The organism is Serratia sp. SSNIH1 (assembly GCF_002935055.1).
Classification (GTDB): Bacteria; Pseudomonadota; Gammaproteobacteria; order Enterobacterales; family Enterobacteriaceae; genus Serratia; species Serratia nevei.
In genome coordinates this window covers 2818200-2836123 of the sequence record NZ_CP026383.1, presented here as the reverse complement: position 1 = coordinate 2836123, position 17924 = coordinate 2818200, and the positions used below count along the sequence as shown (strand labels likewise).

Sequence of the window (17924 nt, the reverse complement as noted above, 5' to 3'; positions counted from 1 at the left end):
TTCGTGTATTATCAAGGTATTTCGTGCAAAGCAAATTTGAGAGGAAAATGGCCATGTTGACCAGCCAGCGCAAGAAAATCATCCTGGAAAAACTGGCCGAGGATGGCCAGGTGTTGGCCAAGCAGCTCAGCGAAATGTTTGGGTTGTCGGAAGACACTGTCCGGCGCGATCTGCGCGAACTCGACGCCGAGGGGTTGCTGCAACGGGTACATGGCGGCGCCCTGCCGGTTTCCTCTGCCATTGCCAGCTTCGCCGAGCGCAATCAGTTGGAATCCGGCGCCAAACGCGCGATCGCCAAAGCCGCAGCGGCGCTGATCGCCCCCGGCCAGGTAGTGATTATCGACGGTGGCACCACCTCTGCAGAACTGGTCCGGCAGCTGCCGCTCAACCTGAACGCCACTATCGTCACCCACAGCCCCAGCGTCGCCGTGGGCCTGGTCGATCATCCCACGGTGGAGGTGATCCTGATCGGCGGCCGGCTGTACAAGCATTCGATCGTCAGCGTTGGCGCCGCCGCGGTGGAAGCGATGTCGCATATTCGCGCCGATATCTATTTTATGGGCGTGACCGGCGTGCACCCCACCGCGGGGCTGAGCACCGGCGATCTGGAAGAAGCCTACATCAAGCGGGCGCTCGCGGCCCGCGCGGCGGAAACCGTGGTGCTGGCCTCCGCCGCCAAGCTTAACGCCGCCTCGCAGTATGCGATCGGTGACATTACGCTGGCGCATACCATCATCGTTGAACGCGCCACCGACGACGCATTGATCGCGCCGTTGCAGCAGGCGGGCGTCAGCGTGTTGAAAGCCTGATTCACGACGATAATGCGATACACCTCGTATTATTTGTGATGCAAGTCACTTTTTTATGCAACGAGATAGCAAGTTTCATTCATTTGTTTTTATACTGTTCTGCACTTTACCTACGATAAATTAGCGAGTGCCCAGCATGATCGATCCCCGCCTACCGCTTACCGACATTCACCGCCATCTCGACGGCAATATCCGCGCGCAGACCATTCTCGACCTCGGTCGCCAGTTCAATCTCGCCCTGCCGGCCAACGATTTGGAGAGCCTGCGCCCGCACGTGCAGATCACCCACGCCGAACCGGATCTGGTCAGCTTCCTGCAAAAACTGGACTGGGGCGTGGCGGTGCTGGGCGATCTGGACGCCTGCCGCCGCGTGGCCTACGAAAACGTCGAAGACGCCGCCAACGCCGGCCTGCACTACGCCGAGCTGCGTTTTTCCCCTTACTACATGGCGATGAAGCACCAGCTGCCGGTCGCCGGCGTGGTGGAAGCGGTGATCGACGGGATCCGTTCGGGCTGCCGCGATCGCGACATCGACATTCGCCTGATCGGCATCATGAGCCGCACCTTTGGCGAGGCCGCCTGTCTGCAGGAATTGGAAGGGTTGCTGGCGCACCGCGACGGCATTACCGCGCTGGATTTGGCGGGCGATGAGCTGGGCTTCCCCGGCAGCCTGTTCCTCAACCACTTTAACCGCGCGCGCGACGCCGGCCTGCGCATCACCGTGCACGCGGGCGAAGCCGCCGGCCCGGAAAGCATCTGGCAGGCGATCCGCGAGCTGGGCGCCGAGCGTATCGGTCACGGGGTGAAAGCGGTCGAAGATCCGGCACTGATGGACTTCCTGGCGGAACACGGCATCGGCATCGAATCCTGCCTGACCTCCAACATCCAGACCAGCACCGTGCCTTCGCTGGCGCAGCATCCGCTGGCCACCTTCCTGCGCCACGGCGTGCTGGCATCGATCAACACCGACGATCCGGCGGTTCAGGGCATCGAGATCGAGCACGAATACCGCGTCGCCGCGCCGCAGGCCGGGCTGACGCCGGAGGAAATCCGCACCGCACAAGAAAACGGCCTGAAGCTGGCCTTCCTCAGCGAGCAGGAAAAACAGGCGCTGCGCGCCAAAGTTCAGGGTTAACTCTCTTTATTATGGGCGCGGTCACGCGCCCATCGTCATTTGGCCACCAGCGCCTCCGCCTCGGCCCGCTGTTTGGCGGTTTTACGCGCATAGCGCTGCGCGAGCACCGCACACACCATCAGCTGCACCTGGTGAAAAATCATCAGCGGCAGCACCATGGCGCCCACCGCTGCAGCCGGGAACAGCACGTTGGCCATCGGGATGCCGTTCGCCAGGCTCTTTTTCGAGCCGCAGAAAACGATGGTGATCTCGTCGGCGGTATTGAAGCCCAGCCAGCGCGCCGCATAGGTGTTGATCACCAGCACCACCGTCAGCAGCACCAGCGACATCACCAGAATGGTCAGCAGCGACCAGCCGTCGATACGGTGCCAAATCCCTTCCACCACCGCCGCGCTGAACGCGGTGTACACCACCAGCAGGATCGACGAACGGTCGGTCAGGTTGATCAGCTTGCGATGGCGATCGACCCACTTGCCGATCAGCGGCCGCGCCAGGTGACCGACTACGAACGGCACCATCAGCTGCAGAATGATTGAACCGATGGCGTGCAGCACGTCGGTATTGCCGCCCTGGGTATGCATTAACGCCCCCACCAGCAGCGGCGACAGGAACACGCCGAGAATGCTCGACGCCGAGGCGCTGCAGATCGCCGCCGCCACGTTGCCGCCCGCCGCCGAGGTAAAGGCGATGGCCGATTGCACCGTGGCCGGCAGCGCGCACAGGTAGAGGAAGCCGAGATAGACCGTCGGCGTCATGATGCCCGGCACCAGCAGGTTCATCGCCAGCCCAAGCAGCGGGAACAGCGCAAAGGTGCTGAGGAACACCAGCAGATGCAGCTTCCAGTGGCTCATGCCGGCGACGATCGCCTCGCGCGACAGCTTGGCGCCGTGCATAAAGAACAGCAGCGCGATGGCGGCGGTGGTCAGGTGCTCAAAGAAGGTTTTCCAGATGCCTTCGCAGGGGAACAGCGAGGCGACGATCACCACCAAAATCAGAACCAACAAAAATTTATCAATGCGCAAACGCTGCAACCAGGACATGAAACGGATTTCCTTGCACGTAAAGTCGTAAAAAGGCCCGACGCTGCGCCGGGCCACTGGAGAAACGGGCGGTATCAGGCCACCGGCAGCGCCTGCTGCAGCCGGGCCGACTCCAGCCCCAGTTCGATCAATGCCATCACCGCAATGGCGTCGGCGGCCGGCACCGGGTTTTCGCCGATGCCGGCGATCGCGTCGCGCACCGCGGCGTAATATGCCGGGTAGTTACCGGGAATGTTAAGCAGCGGTTGCTCCGCCAGCAGATCGCCACGTGACAGCGTCATCACCCCGTCGCGCATATCATAGCCCCAGTCGGCCTGCGGCAGGCGCTCGCCGGCCTTCAGCCGGTCTTCCTGCGGGTCCAGGCCGTATTTGACATAGCTGCCGCGGGTGCCGTGCACCACGTAGCGCGGGCTCTCCGCCGCCGCCAGCATGCTGGCGTGCAGCACCACGCGACGATTGCCATAGCTCAGCAGCGCGTGGAAATAGTCCACCGCCTGCGCGCCCGGCCGCAGCTCCCCCAAATCGACGAACAGCCGGTCGGGCTTGCCGAATAACTGCAGCGCCTGATCGAGCAAATGCGGTCCCAAATCGAACCAGATGCCGCTGCCGACGCCGCCTTGTTCGCGCCAGCGCTGGCGCACCTGCGGCCGGTAGCGATCGAAATGCGACTCGAAATAGACCACCTCGCCCAGCGCCCCCTCATTCAGCAGCGCTTTCAGGGTAAGGAAATCGCTGTCCCAGCGGCGGTTATGGAATACCGACAGCAGCAACCCGCTCTGCTGCGCCTGCTGTTGCAGCACCTGCGCTTGTGACAATGTCACGGTAAACGGTTTATCCACCACCACGTGCTTGCCGGCGGCCAGCGCCTGCTGCGCCAGCGGGAAATGGGTATCGTTGGGGGTAGGAATCACGATCAGATCGAGGGCCGGATCGGCGAACAGCGCCTGCGCATCACCCACCACCGCCATCGACGGCCAGTCGGCGTGCACTTTGCCGGCATCGCTGCTGGCGACGGCGGCCAGCTCGAGCCCCGGCGTACCGGCGATCAGCGGCGCATGAAAGGTTTTGCCGGCGTAGCCGTAACCGACCAGCCCGACACGAATTTTCTCAGCCATGGGATTTCCTCTTGCAGGCTCACGACAGACCTTTCGATTTGACACCATGCGGCCGGATGGAACAAGAAGTAAATGAGATGTTAATTTAAAGCGGGCTCGATACGGCGTCGAGTAGCCAAACGTGCTGCCACGCGCCGCGATGCCGAGCTATCCGGTTGATTGAGATGACGAAGCCGGTATTACCCGCTAAGCTATGCCGCCTGTGATCCCCGTTTCAATCAGGAAGCCTTTATGTCTCAAGCTGAATACTCTCGTATCGGCGGTTGGTTGCTGGCCCCGCTGGCCTATCTGATCGTCACCCTGCTCAGCGCCAGTTTGATGCTGCTCCTGTACGCCATGGCGATCTTTATGCCCGAGTCGCGCGACTACCTGCTGACCAACGCCCAGGCGTTTACCCTGCAATGGTACTTTTCGGTGCTGACCACGCTCTTGATGTGGTGCTTTACCCTGTGGCTGGTGCTTTTGTTTTGCCGGCGGTCGCTGCGCTTCCCCAAGCTGTTCTTGCTGTGGCTGCTGATCACGGTGATCCTGGCGGTGAAAGCCTTTGCCTTCGCGCCGGTGCCGGATGAAGTGGCGGTGCGCAGCCTCGGCTGGCCGCTGCTGATGGCGGCGCTGCTGGTGCCTTACATCAAGCGTTCGCAGCGGGTCAAAGGCACCTTTACCGAACGTTAAAGGCGATTGCAGCACGTTTTATCGGGTGGTTTGTGTAAATTTTCACCAAAAAAGGCAATACCCCTGCGATTCATATGTTGTCGTCCGGCCGCCGATTCCCGATAATAGGCGGCTTTTATTTTTTTAGGCATCGCAATGACCGAATACCTGCTCCTGTTTGTCGGCACCGTACTGGTGAACAACTTCGTTCTGGTGAAGTTTCTTGGCCTGTGCCCGTTCCTCGGCGTTTCCAAGAAGCTGGAAAGCGCCATCGGCATGGGAATGGCCACTACCTTCGTCATGACGCTGGCCTCCGTCAGCGCCTGGGTGATCAACACCTTTATTCTGGTTCCGCTGGATCTGGTGTACCTGCGCACGCTCTCCTTCATTCTGGTGATCGCCGTCGTCGTGCAGTTCACCGAGATGGTGGTGCGCAAAACCAGCCCGGCGCTCTACCGCCTGCTGGGGATCTTCCTGCCGCTGATCACCACCAACTGCGCGGTACTTGGCGTAGCGTTGCTTAACGTCAACCTCGGCTACAACTTCCTGCAGTCCGCCGTTTACGGCTTCAGCGCCGCCGCCGGTTTCTCGCTGGTCATGGTGCTGTTCGCCGCCATTCGCGAACGCCTGGCGGTCGCCGACGTGCCGGCGCCGTTCCGCGGCTCCTCGATCGCGCTGATCACCGCCGGGCTGATGTCGCTGGCCTTTATGGGCTTTACCGGGCTGGTGAAATTCTAATGACTGCGTTGTGGATAGCTATCGCGGCTTTAAGCGCGCTCGGACTGCTGTTCGGACTGGTGCTGGGCTACGCCGCGCGCCGTTTTGAGGTGGAAGAGGATCCGGTTGCCGAGCAGGTCGACGCGATCCTGCCGCAGAGCCAGTGCGGCCAGTGCGGCTACCCCGGTTGCCGCCCCTACGCCGAGGCGGTGGCCAACGGCGAGATGATCAACAAATGCGCGCCGGGCGGCGAACAGGTGATGCTGAAGCTGGCGGAGCTGCTCAACGTCGAGCCGCAGCCGCTGGGCAGCGAAGCCGCCGCTGAGCCGGAGCGTAAGGTGGCCTATATCGACGAGGCCAACTGCATCGGCTGCACCAAGTGCATTCAGGCCTGTCCGGTGGACGCCATCGTCGGCGCCACCCGCGCCATGCACACCGTCATCACCGACCTCTGCACCGGCTGCGATCTGTGCGTCGCCCCTTGCCCTACCGACTGTATTGAAATGAGACCGGTCGCCACCACCACTGCCAACTGGAAGTGGGACATGAAGACGATCCCGGTGCAAGTGATCCACGTGGAGCAACATGCTTAATCTGTTCGCCGCCTTTAAAAAAGACCGGATCTGGGATTTCGACGGCGGGATCCATCCACCGGAAATGAAAACGCAGTCCAGCGGTGTGCCGCTGCGTGTCGCTCCCCTGCCCAAGACCTTTATCATTCCGCTGCAGCAACATCTGGGGCCCGAAGGCGAGCTGTGCGTCAACGCCGGCGATCGGGTGTTGAAAGGCCAGCCGCTGACCGTCGGCCGTGGCCGCACCGTGCCGGTACACGCCCCAACCTCGGGCACCGTCAGCACCATTACGCCGCATATCACCGCTCACCCTTCCGGGCTGACGGAACTGTGCGTGATTATCGAGGCGGACGGGGAAGACCGCTGGTGCGAGCGCGATCCGGTGGCGGACTACCGCCAGGCGCCCGCCGCGGAGCTGGTTCAACGTATTCATCAGGCCGGCATCGCCGGGCTGGGCGGCGCCGGTTTCCCGACCGCCAGCAAGCTGCAGGGCGGCATGAGCGGCGTGGAAACGCTGATCCTCAACGCCGCAGAGTGCGAGCCTTACATCACCGCCGACGATCGCCTGATGCAGGAACATGCCGATCAGATCATTGAAGGCACGCAGATCCTGCAACACATTCTGCAACCCAAGGTCACGCTGATCGGCATCGAAGACAACAAACCGGAAGCGATCGCGGCGCTGAAACAGGCGTTGCGTGGCCAGTCCGGCATTGGGCTGCGCGTTATTCCCACCAAATACCCGTCCGGCGGCGCCAAGCAGCTGACCAAGATCCTCACCGGCAAGGAAGTGCCGCCCGGCAAGCACTCCTCTGCTATCGGCGTATTGATGCAAAACGTCGGCACCGCCTACGCCATCAAACGAGCGATCGTCGACGGCGAACCGCTGATTGAACGCGTAGTGACCCTGACCGGCGAGGCGATCGAGCGCCCGGGCAACCTGTGGGCGCGCATCGGCACGCCGGTGCAGCACCTGCTACACTTCGCCGGTTTCCGCCCGCAGGCGCAGCAGATGGTGGTCATGGGCGGCCCGCTGATGGGCTTTACCCTGCCCGCGTTGAACGTGCCGATCGTCAAGATCAGCAACTGCATTCTGGCGCCGACGGTCGATGAAATGACGCCGCAGGAACCGGAGCAGTCCTGTATCCGCTGCGGCCTGTGCGTAGACGCTTGCCCTGCCGGGCTGCTGCCGCAGCAGCTGTACTGGTTCAGCCGCGGACAAGAGCACGACAAGGCGCGCAACCATAACCTGTTCGACTGCATCGAATGCGGCGCCTGCGCGTTCGTCTGCCCCAGCAACATCCCGCTGGTGCAGTACTACCGTCAGGAAAAGGCCGAGATCAAGGCTATCGATCTGGAGGCGGCGCGTACCGCCGAGGCCAAGGCGCGTTACGAAGCCAAGCTCGCGCGCCTGGAGCGCGAGAAGCTGGCACGCGAAGAGCGGCATAAAAAGGCCGCCGTCAAACTGACCGACGACGATCAGAGTGCGGTGCAGGCCGCGCTGGCGCGCGTGCGCAGCAAAAATACCGAAGCGGCGGTGACGCCGGTCAACGGCCAGCAGCCGGATAACAGCGAGATGATCGCCGCCCGCGAAGCGCGTAAAGCGCAGGCGCGCGAACGCCGAGCCCAGTTGGCGGCCGAAGCAGAGCAAGCCTCACCGGCCGTTTCCGGCGACGACGCGCGCAAAGCCGCCGTGGCCGCGGCGCTGGCCCGTGTGAAAGCACGCAAAGAAGTGCCGGCCGCAGATGGCACTGCTCCTGCCGTAGCAGAGGACGATCCGCGTAAGGCGGCGGTCGCTGCCGCCCTGGCGCGCGTCAAAGCCAAAAAAGCAGAGCAGCAGGCGGACGCCCCTGTTCCAGCGGAAACGGCGCCGGCAACCACTGAGGAAGATCCGCGTAAGGCGGCGGTGGCTGCAGCCCTGGCGCGTGTCAAAGCCAAGAAAGCGGCGCAGCAGGCGGACGCCCCTGCACCGGCGGAAACGGCGCCGGTAACCGCCGAGGAAGATCCGCGCAAGGCCGCGGTGGCAGCGGCTATCGCGCGTGCCAAAGCCAAGAAAGCGGCGCAGCAGGCGGACGCCCCTGCTCCAGTGGAAACGGCGCCGGCAACCGCCGAGGAAGACCCGCGTAAGGCGGCGGTGGCAGCGGCTATCGCACGCGCCAAAGCCAAGAAAGCGGCGCAGCAGGCGGACGCTCCTGCTCCAGCGGAAACGGCGCCGGCAACCGCCGAGGAAGACCCACGTAAGGCGGCGGTGGCAGCGGCTATCGCCCGCGCCAAAGCCAAGAAAGCGGCGCAGCAGGCGGACGCCCCTGCACCGGAGGAAACGGCGCCGGCAACCGCCGAGGAAGATCCGCGCAAGGCGGCGGTGGCAGCGGCTATCGCCCGCGCCAAAGCCAAGAAAGCCTCCAGAGCATCGCTGGCGGCCGAAACGGAAGAAAAATGATCGATAGCGGCGCCGGGCCTTTGCCGGGCGCCGTTTAATCGATAGAAATCAGGTAGGTGTAATCCACTTCAATCTGGCGCAGTTTGGATTCCGGATTCCACTCTTTGGTTTGAATGATCTCCATTTCCATACTGCCGCGCACCTCATCCTTCAGTCCCGGCATCACATGCGACATCAGGTAGCCGAAAAACTGCACGCACTCTTTCGCTGAGCCTTTATGTTTGATGGAGATAAATTCGCGGCTCGGCAGATGAAAGGTGTCTATCTGATGGTTGGAAAGAATATCTTTTTTGTGTTCAGAATCGACCGCCATCACCAGCGTGGATGACAGCTCGTCGCCTTCCCCGGCATGGGGAGAGTAGATGCTGTAAATCCGCCGACAGTCGACGTGCAGCCCCTTGAAGAAGTCGTTGAAAATCTCGTCCTTCATCGCCATGCAGGAAGAGTACTCCAGCTCCTGCTCGGAGGCGAAATCCAGCCGGCGCGTGAAGCCGACCAACTGCATCTCGGGCAGCGTCAGTCGCTTCACCTCCGGATAATAACCGGCGCCGTAGCTGGCTTCGAAGTTAAAGCGCGGCATCAGGTTTTTCACGTCCCAGTGCTCCATCGCGCGGTAGCGATTGGGGGTGATGTTGAAGCGCTGCTTGAACATGCGGGTAAAGGTCTGCTGCGAGTCGAAGCCCAGCTCATCAGAAATGTCGATGATCGAGCGACGGGTGATGCGCAGCGCCACCGCGGCGCGCGTCAGGATGCGCGAACGGATATAGGTGGCGAGTTGAATGCCGGTAATACGCTTGAATTTACGCTGCAGATGCCACTTGGAATAGCCCGAAATACGCGCGACTTCATCCAGGTTTGGCCGTTTCTCCAGATGTATCTCCACCCACTCAATTAGCTCTTCAATAAAAAAAATGTCTTCATTTGTCATTATTATGGATTCACTAACTCAATAATGTCGCGATAGTAACCTACACAGATTATGTGAAAGTTGTTATTTTGTGCGAAAACTTGGAGAAAAATCATATCTCATTCATACGGTTACCCGGTTTTTTGCGGTCGATAACGGCACAAGTTCCACTGACAATTCCTTACGTTAGCCCATTTTTCGGCCAAAAAAAATCAAATTGCATTGCCCCGATCGCCGCGAATGCGAAAAGCTGAATACCCCTATTATTAAGGCGTATTACCCTCGCATCGAATCAGGTAGAATGCTCGGCTATCATTTTTGCCGCGCCTTCAGAACGGCGCATCGAAACTGCCGCAGGCGCGGCGCAGAAGGTATCGTTACTCTATGAAGTTCAGGCCGGTATCACCCACAGCCGCCAAAGGCTTACACATCGCCAGCTCGCCTTTCACCCACAACCAGCAAAGCACCAGTCGCATCATGCTGTGGGTTATGTTGGCGTGCATTCCCGGCATCGCGGCACAGATTTGGTTCTTCGGCTACGGCGTATTGATTCAGGTGGCGCTGGCGGCGATCGTCGCGCTGGCAGCGGAAGGCGCGATCCTCAAGCTGCGCAAGCTGCCGGTGCGCAGCCGGCTGGCGGATAACTCCGCCCTGCTGACCGCGCTGCTGCTCGGCATCAGCCTGCCGCCGCTGGCCCCCTGGTGGATGATCGTCATCGGTACTTTCTTCGCCATCGTCATCGCCAAGCAGCTGTACGGCGGCCTCGGGCAGAACCCGTTCAACCCGGCAATGGTCGGTTACGTGGTGTTGCTGATCTCCTTCCCGGTACAGATGACCAGCTGGCTGCCGCCGGATGAGCTGCGTGCCACCGCGCTGTCGCTCCACGACACGCTGCTGGCCATTTTCAGCGGCCATACCTCGCAAGGCGCGACGCTGCACGAACTGCAGATGGGCGTGGACGGCATCAGCCAGGCCACGCCGCTCGACGGCTTCAAAACCGGCCTGCGCAGCGGCCACAGCGTGGAACAGGTGCTGCAGCAGCCGCTGTTTGGCGGCGCCCTGGCCGGCATCGGCTGGCAGTGGGTCAACCTCGGCTTCTTGGCCGGCGGCCTGTTTATGCTGGCGCGCCGCCTGATCCATTGGCAGATCCCTTTCAGCATGTTGGCCGCCATCGCCTTCTGTTCCGGCCTGGCCTGGTGGATCGATCCGGCGCATCAGGCTTCGCCGCTGATCCACCTGTTCTCCGGCGCCAGCATGCTGGGCGCGTTCTTTATCGCCACCGATCCGGTCAGCGCCTCCACTACGCCGAAGGGCCGTTTGATCTACGGCGCGCTGATCGGCGTGCTGGTATGGCTGATCCGCGTCTATGGCGGCTACCCTGACGGCGTAGCCTTCGCCGTGCTGCTCGCCAACATCACCGTCCCGTTAATCGACCACTACACGCAGCCGCGCGTGTACGGCCATCGCTAAGGAGCCGCCATGCTGAATTCCATGAGAAAGCACGGCACCACGCTGGCGGTGTTCGCGGCGGTCACCACCGGCCTGACCGCCGTGGTTTACGCCCTGACGAAAACCACCATCGCCCATCAGGCGGCGCTGCAGCAAAAAGCGCTGCTCGATCAGGTGGTACCGCCGGAAAACTACGACAACGTCATGCAAAACGAATGCTTCCTGGTCAGCGATTCAGCGCTGGGCGACGGCGCACCGCACCACTTGTACCTGGCGCGCAAAAACGGGCAACCGACCGCCGCCGCGCTGGAAACCACCGCGCCGGACGGCTACTCCGGGGCCATCAAGCTGCTGGTCGGCGCCGATTTCAACGGCACGGTGCTCGGCACCCGCGTGATTGAACACCACGAAACCCCGGGGCTGGGGGACAAAATCGAACTGCGCATTTCCGACTGGATTTCCTTCTTCAGCGGCAAGAAAATCGAAGGCCCGGACGATAAGCGCTGGGCGGTGAAGAAAGACGGCGGCATGTTCGACCAGTTCACCGGCGCCACCATCACCCCGCGAGCGGTGGTCAATGCGGTACGCCGCACGGCGTTGTATATGGAAACGCTGCCGCCTAAACTTGAAAGCTTACCTGCGTGTGGAGCCAGCGAATGAGTGAAGCCAAAGAATTGATCGTCCAGGGGCTGTGGAAAAACAACTCCGCCCTGGTGCAGCTGCTGGGCATGTGTCCGCTGCTGGCGGTGACCTCCACCGTCACCAATGCGCTCGGCCTGGGGCTGGCCACCACGCTGGTGCTGACGCTGACCAACGCCTCCATCTCCGCGGTGCGCCGCTGGGTGCCGAGCGAGGTGCGCATTCCTATCTACGTGATGATCATCGCCGCCGTGGTGAGCATCGTGCAGATGCTGATCAACGCCTATGCCTTCGGCCTGTATCAGTCGCTCGGCATCTTTATTCCGTTGATCGTGACCAACTGCATCGTGGTGGGCCGCGCCGAAGCGGTGGCCGCCAAGAAGCCGGTCGGCCTCTCGGCGCTGGACGGCATGGCCATCGGCCTCGGCGCTACCGGCGTGATGGTAACGCTGGGCTCGATGCGCGAACTGTTGGGCAACGGCACGCTGTTCGACGGCGCCGATCAGCTGCTGGGCGGCTGGGCCAAGTCGCTGCGCATCGAAGTGGTGCATTTCGACAGCCCCTTCCTGCTGGCGATGTTGCCGCCGGGCGCCTTTATCGGCCTGGGGCTGCTGCTGGCGGTCAAATATCTGATCGACGAAAAAATGAAGGCGCGCAAAGCCCGCGCCGTGGCGGTGGAACCGCTGCTGGAACAAGGACGTGCTGAGAAGGCCTGATGAACAAGCAGAAGCGACTGGAAATTCTGACCCGGCTGCGCGACAACAATCCGCACCCGACCACCGAGCTGGTGTATACCACGCCGTTTGAACTGCTGATTGCGGTGCTGCTGTCTGCGCAAGCCACCGACGTGAGCGTCAACAAAGCGACCGCCAAGCTTTATCCGGTCGCCAACACCCCCGCCGCCATGCTGGCGCTGGGGGTTGATGGCGTCAAGGAGTACATCAAGACCATCGGCCTGTTCAACAGCAAAGCCGAAAACGTGATCAAAACCTGCCGCATGCTGCTGGAGCTGCACGGCGGCGAAGTGCCGGAAGACCGTGCCGCGCTGGAAGCGTTGCCCGGCGTCGGCCGCAAGACCGCCAATGTGGTGCTCAACACCGCCTTCGGCTGGGCCACCATCGCCGTCGACACCCATATCTTCCGGGTGTGCAATCGCACCCACTTCGCGCCGGGCAAAAACGTCGATCAGGTGGAGGAGAAGCTGTTGAAGGTGGTGCCCGCCGAATTCAAGGTCGATTGCCACCACTGGCTTATCCTGCACGGCCGCTATACCTGCATCGCGCGCAAACCGCGCTGCGGCTCCTGCATTATCGAAGACCTGTGCGAGTATAAAGAAAAGGTTTATCCGGAGTCCTGAGTTTGTGGGGTGCGGCAAACCGTACCCCACCGCGCCCTTCCCCCCGCCAACGCCTCTTTTTTATCGGAAATGTGATATCGCGCAGCAGTAACCCCGGCGTTATCACGGTTTTCAGTGAAAAACTCAGTGCCGTGTTATTTTCAAGCGAAAAATTAGTCGAAAATTGCGGTGAACGTCACGCTTTCGGGATCACAAGGCGTTCACAAATGCCAGTCCCGTTTTCCTAAATTTCTATAATTTTACAAAACGCGCCATATACACAACATTCCAACGGATTAATAACCGTACATACACTGATGCGCTAAAAAATAGCAATTCAGCAGAATATATCCCTGTTTAAAATCCGTATAGCTTTTAATCAAAACAAAAAATCGGCAAACCATTAAAACCCGAAAGTTAATACTGCATAACATTTGCAACATCGAGGCATAATCCTGCGGGCGTTAAATGTAACCGAATATGACAAACTGCTTGCCACGTTGACAAAGATAGTGAACATTAACCGCCGTCCCCATCCTATAACAACGCAAAAGGATGCCGTTCCGCATCAACTTTTGTACTTTCCCGTCCTCCAAAGACGGGCTGCGAAAAAACAGAGGTACCAGTGTCAACAGCAAACAACCAACACCCGGAGAGCGTTAGCCTTAACGCGTTCAAACAACCGAAAGCGTTCTATCTGATCTTCTCGATCGAACTGTGGGAGCGTTTCGGCTATTACGGCCTGCAGGGCATCATGGCGGTTTATCTGGTCAAGATGCTCGGCATGAGCGAAGCCGACTCCATCACCCTGTTCTCTTCCTTCAGCGCCCTGGTATACGGCTTCGTCGCCATCGGCGGCTGGCTGGGCGACAAGGTGCTGGGCGCCAAACGCGTGATCGTGCTCGGCGCGCTGGTGCTGGCCGCCGGTTACGCCATGGTGGCTTACTCCGGCCACGACATCTTCTGGGTCTACATGGGGATGGCGACCATCGCCGTGGGCAGCGGCCTGTTCAAGGCCAACCCGTCCTCCCTGCTGTCCACCTGCTATGAGAAAGACGATCCGCGTATCGACGGCGCCTTCACCATGTACTACATGTCGGTGAACATCGGTTCCTTCTTCTCCATGCTGGCGACTCCGTGGCTGGCGGCAAAATACGGCTGGAGCGTGGCGTTCTCCCTGAGCGTGGTCGGCATGCTGATCACCCTGGTCAACTTTATGATGTGCCACAAGTGGGTGAAGGAAAACGGTTCCAAGCCTGACTTCAAGCCGCTGCATCTGCCGAAACTGCTGATGGTGCTGGTCGGCATCGTGGCGCTGATCGCCGTGTCCAGCTGGCTGCTGCACAACCAGGTGATTGCGCGCTGGGCGCTGGCCCTGGTTTCCGCCGGCATCGTATTGGTGTTCGCCAAGGAAACCTTCGCCCTGCACGGCGCCGCACGCCGCAAGATGATCGTCGCCTTCCTGCTGATGCTGGAAGCGGTGGTGTTCTTCGTGCTGTACAGCCAGATGCCAACCTCGCTGAACTTCTTCGCCATCCATAACGTGGAACACAGCATCTTCGGCGTCGCCTTCGAGCCGGAGCAGTATCAGGCGCTGAACCCGTTCTGGATCATGCTCGCCAGCCCGATTCTGGCCGCGCTGTATAACAAAATGGGCGATCGCCTGCCGATGCCGCACAAGTTCGCTTTCGGCATGATCCTCTGCTCCTGCGCCTTCCTGGTGCTGCCATGGGGCGCCAGCTTCGCCAACGAACAGGGCATCGTGTCGGTCAACTGGCTGATCCTGAGCTACGCGCTGCAGAGCATCGGCGAGCTGATGATTTCCGGCCTGGGTCTGGCAATGGTGGCACAGCTGGTGCCGCAGCGTCTGATGGGCTTCATCATGGGCTCCTGGTTCCTGACCACCGCCGCCGCCGCGCTGATCGCCGGTAAGGTTGCCGGTCTGACCGCCGTCCCGAGCGACATCAACGACGCGCACGCTTCGCTGGCCATCTACAGCCATGTGTTTATGCAGATCGGCATCGTCACCGCCGTCATCGCTATCCTGATGATGCTGACCGCGCCGAAGCTGTACCGCATGACGCTGGACACCACCGAAGACGCCAATCAGAAAGCGCAGGAAGCCACCGCGGCTCGCTGATCGCCGGCAGATTGAACGTAAATAAAAACACCGGGGTTAACGCCCCGGTGTTTTTTTTATGTCTGCAAGAAAAAGGCTTACGCTGACTTGGGTTTGCCGCTCAGGTTGGCCCACATGAATTCGCTTACCAGCGCGCTGTGGAACGCCGCCTGCTGCTTGTCGGCGGCGGCGCTGTGCCCGCCTTGCGTATTTTCATAGAAATAGGCCTGCTGATACCCCATCGCCTGCATGCGCGCGGCCATTTTGCGGGCGTGGGCCGGGTTGACCCGATCGTCGCTGGTCGCGGTATAGAACAGCACCGGCGGATAGGCCGTCTGCGCCTGAATGTTGTGGTATGGCGAGAAGGTCTTGATGTAGGCCCACTCCTCCGGCTTGCTCGGGTCACCGTATTCGGCGATCCACGACGCGCCGGCGGAAAGCCGGGTATAGCGCTGCATGTCCAGCAGCGGCACTTCGCAGACGATGCAGCCGAACAGCTGCGGATACAGCGTCAGCATATTGCCCACCAACAGGCCGCCGTTGCTGCCGCCGCGCGCCCCCAGATGCGGCGCCGAGGTCACCTTGCGTGTGATGAGATCTTCGGCCACGGCGGCAAAATCCTCGTAGGCACGATGGCGGTTCTGCTTGAGCGCCGCCTGGTGCCAGGCCGGGCCGTATTCGCCGCCGCCGCGGATGTTGGCCACCACGTACACCCCGCCGCGCTCCAACCAGGCCGGCGCCTTGCCGCCGAGATAGCCCGGCAGCAGCGGCACTTCAAACCCGCCGTAGCCATACAGCAGCGTCGGCGTGCTGCCGTCCGGTTTGAGATCTTTGGCGGCAATCTGGAAATACGGCACGCGGGTGCCGTCCTTGGAACGCGCAAAATGCTGGCTCACCTGGTAGCCTGACGCGTCAAAATCCTGCGGCGCCTGTTTCAGCAGCGTCGCCTCACCGCCGTCGAGATTGCCCATGTACAGCGAAGTCGGCTGCAGGAACCCGCTGACGGTCAGGAAATAGGCGTTGCTCTCTTCGTCGATGCCGCCGGCGGAAATGGTGCTGATGGCGCCGGGGTTGCCCAGCGGGCGACGTTGCCAGCTGCCGCCCTGCGGCGTCAGCACTTCCAGCCGGTTGACCACGTTATCCATGATGCTGAGGATCAGATGATCGCGGGTGCCGCTGTAGCCGCTCAGCGCCTGCTCCGCCGTCGGGGTAAACAGCAGTTGCAGCTCGCGCTTGCCCGCCAGATAGTCATCGAAGTTGGCCGCCAGCAGCGCGCCGGACGGATAACGCTTGCCGCCCACCTCCCAGTCGCTGCTCGGTTTGATCAGCAGCCATTCCCGATGCGTGTCCAGCTCGGCGTCGGCCGGGATATCGATTTTTTTCTGCCGGCCGTCCTGCATCAGCAGGAAATAGTCGCGGCGATAGAAATCCAGGCTGCGACCGACGAAATCGCGCTCAAAGCCCGGCGTGCGATCGTGATAGGCGAAGACCGCCATGTCCTCGGGCTGCGCTTCGTACAGCGTTTCGGCGGCGCTCAGCGGCGTGCCGCGCCGCCAGCGTTTGGCGATGCGCGCGTAACCGGATTGGGTCATCGATCCGGGGCCGAAATCGGTGGCGATGAACAGCGTGTCCCGATCGACCCAGGAGACCCGGCTTTTCGCCACCGGCACGTTGAAGCCGTCCTTGACGAAGCGTTTGGCCACCAGATCGAATTCGCGGATTTCGGTGGCGTCACCGCCGTCCGGCGACAGCTGCATCAGGCAATAGCGGTATTCCGGCGCCAGCGGTTGTGAGCCCTGATAGACCCAATCCTTGCCCTCCGCCTTACCCAACGCATCGATATCCAGCACCGTCTCCCAGGCCGGTTTGGCCTTGCGGTACTCGTCCAGCGTGGTGCGCCGCAGCAGGCCGCGCGGGTTGGCCTGATCCTGCCAGAAGTTGTAATAGTACTCGCCGCGCTTGCTCACCCACGGGATTTGGGTGTCTTTATTAAGGATATCCAACACCTCGCGCTCAATGCGCTGAAAGTCTTCGCCCTGACCGAAACGCGCCACGGTGCGTTGATTTTCCTGCTGCACCCATTGCAGCGCTTTTTTACCCTGCAGCTCTTCCAGCCACAGGAATTCATCGCCGGCGGCCGCGCCGCCTTCCGCCGCCATCGCCAGGCGGATACTGTTGGGTAATGAAGTCATCGCGAATACGGCTCCTGCGGTTTGCGCACTGAGTTTAATGAACTGACGTCGATTGGTGACCGGCAAAATCAAGCTCCTTTTGAGTCGACTGCAACGCCGCCCCGTCGTGGGCGACAGCCTGTGAAATAAGAGTCATTTTCAACAAGGTAGGCGTTTGGCGGCGCGGAGTCAAAGCCCACGGCCGCCGCGTTGAGTCAGGATTGAGGATAGTGGATCAGATCGTGGATACGCACCGTTTGTGAACTGGCGTTGCGGTAAGCGTGCGGCCGATCGGCCTGAAAGCGCATCGCCTCGCCGGCGGCCAGGCTGCGCCATTCGCCGTCTATCGCCAACTCCAACCGGCCGCTGATCACGATGACATGCTCGATCACGCCCGGCTCATGGGGCGACGACTCGCTGAGCGCGCCCGGCGCAAGATCGATGACGAACATATCGAAACCCAGCTGGCGATCGTAGGGAAACAGCGGCACCACGCGCATATCGGCGTTGTCCTGATCGTACACCGGCAGATCGCCGTAACGGTGCAGCGTCGCCTGCTGCTGCGCGGGGGAGGCCTCAAGAAAAGCGGAGAACGCCACGTTGAAACCGGTGGCGATCTTCCACAGCGTCGCCACCGTCGGGCTGGATTCGCCGCGTTCGATCTGCCCGAGCATCGCCTTGCTGACGCCGGTGTATTCCGCCGCCTGCGTCAGGCTCCAACCGCGCTGTGCGCGCAGCGTACGAAGGGTGTGTGCCAAATGGCCGGCAAGTTCCTGCATCCAGTTCTCCTCTGCGTGTCGAGCCCGATTATACCCGCTTGTGCG

The 17924-nt window shown here is 61.2% G+C and carries 16 protein-coding genes; 11 read left to right on the top strand and 5 right to left on the bottom strand.

Going from position 1 to position 17924, the window contains the following annotated elements; all coding sequences use genetic code 11:
- The first annotated feature begins 53 nt into the window (after nucleotides 1-53).
- Nucleotides 54-809 (top strand): DeoR/GlpR family DNA-binding transcription regulator, encoded by a 756-nt coding sequence (locus C3F38_RS13755; RefSeq protein ID WP_038873891.1) that lies wholly within the window; start codon nucleotides 54-56, stop codon nucleotides 807-809.
- A 136-nt stretch (nucleotides 810-945) separates the two neighbouring features.
- The gene (gene add / locus C3F38_RS13750) at nucleotides 946-1944 is read left to right on the top strand and encodes an adenosine deaminase (RefSeq protein ID WP_019455941.1); all 999 of its coding nucleotides are present in this window, start codon (nucleotides 946-948) and stop codon (nucleotides 1942-1944) included.
- A 35-nt stretch (nucleotides 1945-1979) separates the two neighbouring features.
- On the opposite strand, the gene C3F38_RS13745 is transcribed toward add, so the two are convergent.
- Both C3F38_RS13745 and C3F38_RS13740 read right to left on the bottom strand, forming a co-directional pair.
- The gene (locus C3F38_RS13745; protein WP_038873888.1) at nucleotides 1980-2984 is read right to left on the bottom strand and encodes a bile acid:sodium symporter family protein; all 1005 of its coding nucleotides are present in this window, start codon (nucleotides 2982-2984) and stop codon (nucleotides 1980-1982) included.
- Nucleotides 2985-3058: 74 nt separating this feature from the next.
- The gene (locus C3F38_RS13740) at nucleotides 3059-4099 is read right to left on the bottom strand and encodes an oxidoreductase (RefSeq protein WP_055317372.1); all 1041 of its coding nucleotides are present in this window, start codon (nucleotides 4097-4099) and stop codon (nucleotides 3059-3061) included.
- A gap of 231 nt (nucleotides 4100-4330) precedes the next feature.
- On the opposite strand from C3F38_RS13740, the gene C3F38_RS13735 reads away from it, so the two are divergent.
- The 4 genes from C3F38_RS13735 (at nucleotide 4331) to rsxC (ending at nucleotide 8479) form a co-directional block, all read left to right on the top strand.
- Entirely contained in the window at nucleotides 4331-4771 is a 441-nt protein-coding gene (locus C3F38_RS13735; RefSeq protein WP_038873882.1) for a DUF2569 domain-containing protein, read from the top strand.
- A 135-nt stretch (nucleotides 4772-4906) separates the two neighbouring features.
- Complete coding sequence (gene rsxA, locus C3F38_RS13730; protein ID WP_004938443.1) at nucleotides 4907-5488, top strand: electron transport complex subunit RsxA; 582 nt, start codon at nucleotides 4907-4909, stop codon at nucleotides 5486-5488.
- The gene (rsxB, locus tag C3F38_RS13725) at nucleotides 5488-6060 is read left to right on the top strand and encodes an electron transport complex subunit RsxB (RefSeq protein ID WP_004938428.1); all 573 of its coding nucleotides are present in this window, start codon (nucleotides 5488-5490) and stop codon (nucleotides 6058-6060) included. The genes rsxA and rsxB overlap by 1 nt, the downstream gene beginning before the upstream one ends.
- The gene (gene rsxC / locus C3F38_RS13720; RefSeq protein WP_055317371.1) at nucleotides 6053-8479 is read left to right on the top strand and encodes an electron transport complex subunit RsxC; all 2427 of its coding nucleotides are present in this window, start codon (nucleotides 6053-6055) and stop codon (nucleotides 8477-8479) included. The genes rsxB and rsxC overlap by 8 nt, the downstream gene beginning before the upstream one ends.
- Nucleotides 8480-8513: 34 nt before the next feature.
- On the opposite strand, the gene C3F38_RS13715 is transcribed toward rsxC, so the two are convergent.
- Nucleotides 8514-9407, bottom strand: a complete 894-nt coding sequence (locus C3F38_RS13715; protein WP_038873091.1) for a helix-turn-helix domain-containing protein — start codon at nucleotides 9405-9407, stop codon at nucleotides 8514-8516.
- Nucleotides 9408-9770: 363 nt separating this feature from the next.
- On the opposite strand from C3F38_RS13715, the gene rsxD reads away from it, so the two are divergent.
- The 5 genes from rsxD (at nucleotide 9771) to dtpA (ending at nucleotide 14950) form a co-directional block, all read left to right on the top strand.
- Nucleotides 9771-10856: an electron transport complex subunit RsxD gene (gene rsxD, locus C3F38_RS13710; RefSeq protein WP_048233608.1), complete on the top strand. Its 1086-nt coding sequence runs from the start codon at nucleotides 9771-9773 to the stop codon at nucleotides 10854-10856.
- A 9-nt stretch (nucleotides 10857-10865) separates the two neighbouring features.
- Entirely contained in the window at nucleotides 10866-11495 is a 630-nt protein-coding gene (gene rsxG, locus C3F38_RS13705; RefSeq protein WP_055312396.1) for an electron transport complex subunit RsxG, read from the top strand.
- Complete coding sequence (locus tag C3F38_RS13700; RefSeq protein ID WP_038873082.1) at nucleotides 11492-12190, top strand: electron transport complex subunit E; 699 nt, start codon at nucleotides 11492-11494, stop codon at nucleotides 12188-12190. The genes rsxG and C3F38_RS13700 overlap by 4 nt, the downstream gene beginning before the upstream one ends.
- On the top strand, nucleotides 12190-12831 hold the full coding sequence (nth, locus tag C3F38_RS13695) for an endonuclease III (protein WP_019455952.1): 642 nt from the start codon (nucleotides 12190-12192) through the stop codon (nucleotides 12829-12831). Before C3F38_RS13700 ends, nth begins: the two co-directional genes overlap by 1 nt.
- 604 nt (nucleotides 12832-13435) lie before the next feature.
- Entirely contained in the window at nucleotides 13436-14950 is a 1515-nt protein-coding gene (gene dtpA, locus C3F38_RS13690; RefSeq protein ID WP_038873079.1) for a dipeptide/tripeptide permease DtpA, read from the top strand.
- 77 nt (nucleotides 14951-15027) lie between these two features.
- Here the strand turns inward: dtpA and C3F38_RS13685 are convergent, their stop codons facing one another.
- Together C3F38_RS13685 and C3F38_RS13680 are read right to left on the bottom strand one after the other, a co-directional pair.
- The gene (locus C3F38_RS13685) at nucleotides 15028-17121 is read right to left on the bottom strand and encodes a prolyl oligopeptidase family protein (RefSeq protein ID WP_038874868.1); all 2094 of its coding nucleotides are present in this window, start codon (nucleotides 17119-17121) and stop codon (nucleotides 15028-15030) included.
- A gap of 194 nt (nucleotides 17122-17315) precedes the next feature.
- On the bottom strand, nucleotides 17316-17879 hold the full coding sequence (locus C3F38_RS13680; protein WP_038874865.1) for a helix-turn-helix domain-containing protein: 564 nt from the start codon (nucleotides 17877-17879) through the stop codon (nucleotides 17316-17318).
- Between the last annotated feature and the right edge of the window lie 45 nt (nucleotides 17880-17924).

Excerpts from the sequence above, each read along its gene's own strand:
- add (WP_019455941.1), top strand. The coding sequence starts at position 946 with ATGATCGATCCCCGCCTACCGCTTACCGACATTCACCGCCATCTCGAC.
- C3F38_RS13685 (WP_038874868.1), bottom strand. The coding sequence starts at position 17,121 with ATGACTTCATTACCCAACAGTATCCGCCTGGCGATGGCGGCGGAAGGC.
- rsxB (WP_004938428.1), top strand. The coding sequence starts at position 5,488 with ATGACTGCGTTGTGGATAGCTATCGCGGCTTTAAGCGCGCTCGGACTG.
- C3F38_RS13700 (WP_038873082.1), top strand. The coding sequence starts at position 11,492 with ATGAGTGAAGCCAAAGAATTGATCGTCCAGGGGCTGTGGAAAAACAAC.
- C3F38_RS13680 (WP_038874865.1), bottom strand. The coding sequence starts at position 17,879 with ATGCAGGAACTTGCCGGCCATTTGGCACACACCCTTCGTACGCTGCGC.
- C3F38_RS13745 (WP_038873888.1), bottom strand. The coding sequence starts at position 2,984 with ATGTCCTGGTTGCAGCGTTTGCGCATTGATAAATTTTTGTTGGTTCTG.
- rsxD (WP_048233608.1), top strand. The coding sequence starts at position 9,771 with ATGAAGTTCAGGCCGGTATCACCCACAGCCGCCAAAGGCTTACACATC.
- nth (WP_019455952.1), top strand. The coding sequence starts at position 12,190 with ATGAACAAGCAGAAGCGACTGGAAATTCTGACCCGGCTGCGCGACAAC.
- C3F38_RS13755 (WP_038873891.1), top strand. The coding sequence starts at position 54 with ATGTTGACCAGCCAGCGCAAGAAAATCATCCTGGAAAAACTGGCCGAG.
- rsxG (WP_055312396.1), top strand. The coding sequence starts at position 10,866 with ATGCTGAATTCCATGAGAAAGCACGGCACCACGCTGGCGGTGTTCGCG.
- rsxA (WP_004938443.1), top strand. The coding sequence starts at position 4,907 with ATGACCGAATACCTGCTCCTGTTTGTCGGCACCGTACTGGTGAACAAC.
- C3F38_RS13735 (WP_038873882.1), top strand. The coding sequence starts at position 4,331 with ATGTCTCAAGCTGAATACTCTCGTATCGGCGGTTGGTTGCTGGCCCCG.
- C3F38_RS13740 (WP_055317372.1), bottom strand. The coding sequence starts at position 4,099 with ATGGCTGAGAAAATTCGTGTCGGGCTGGTCGGTTACGGCTACGCCGGC.
- C3F38_RS13715 (WP_038873091.1), bottom strand. The coding sequence starts at position 9,407 with ATGACAAATGAAGACATTTTTTTTATTGAAGAGCTAATTGAGTGGGTG.
- rsxC (WP_055317371.1), top strand. The coding sequence starts at position 6,053 with ATGCTTAATCTGTTCGCCGCCTTTAAAAAAGACCGGATCTGGGATTTC.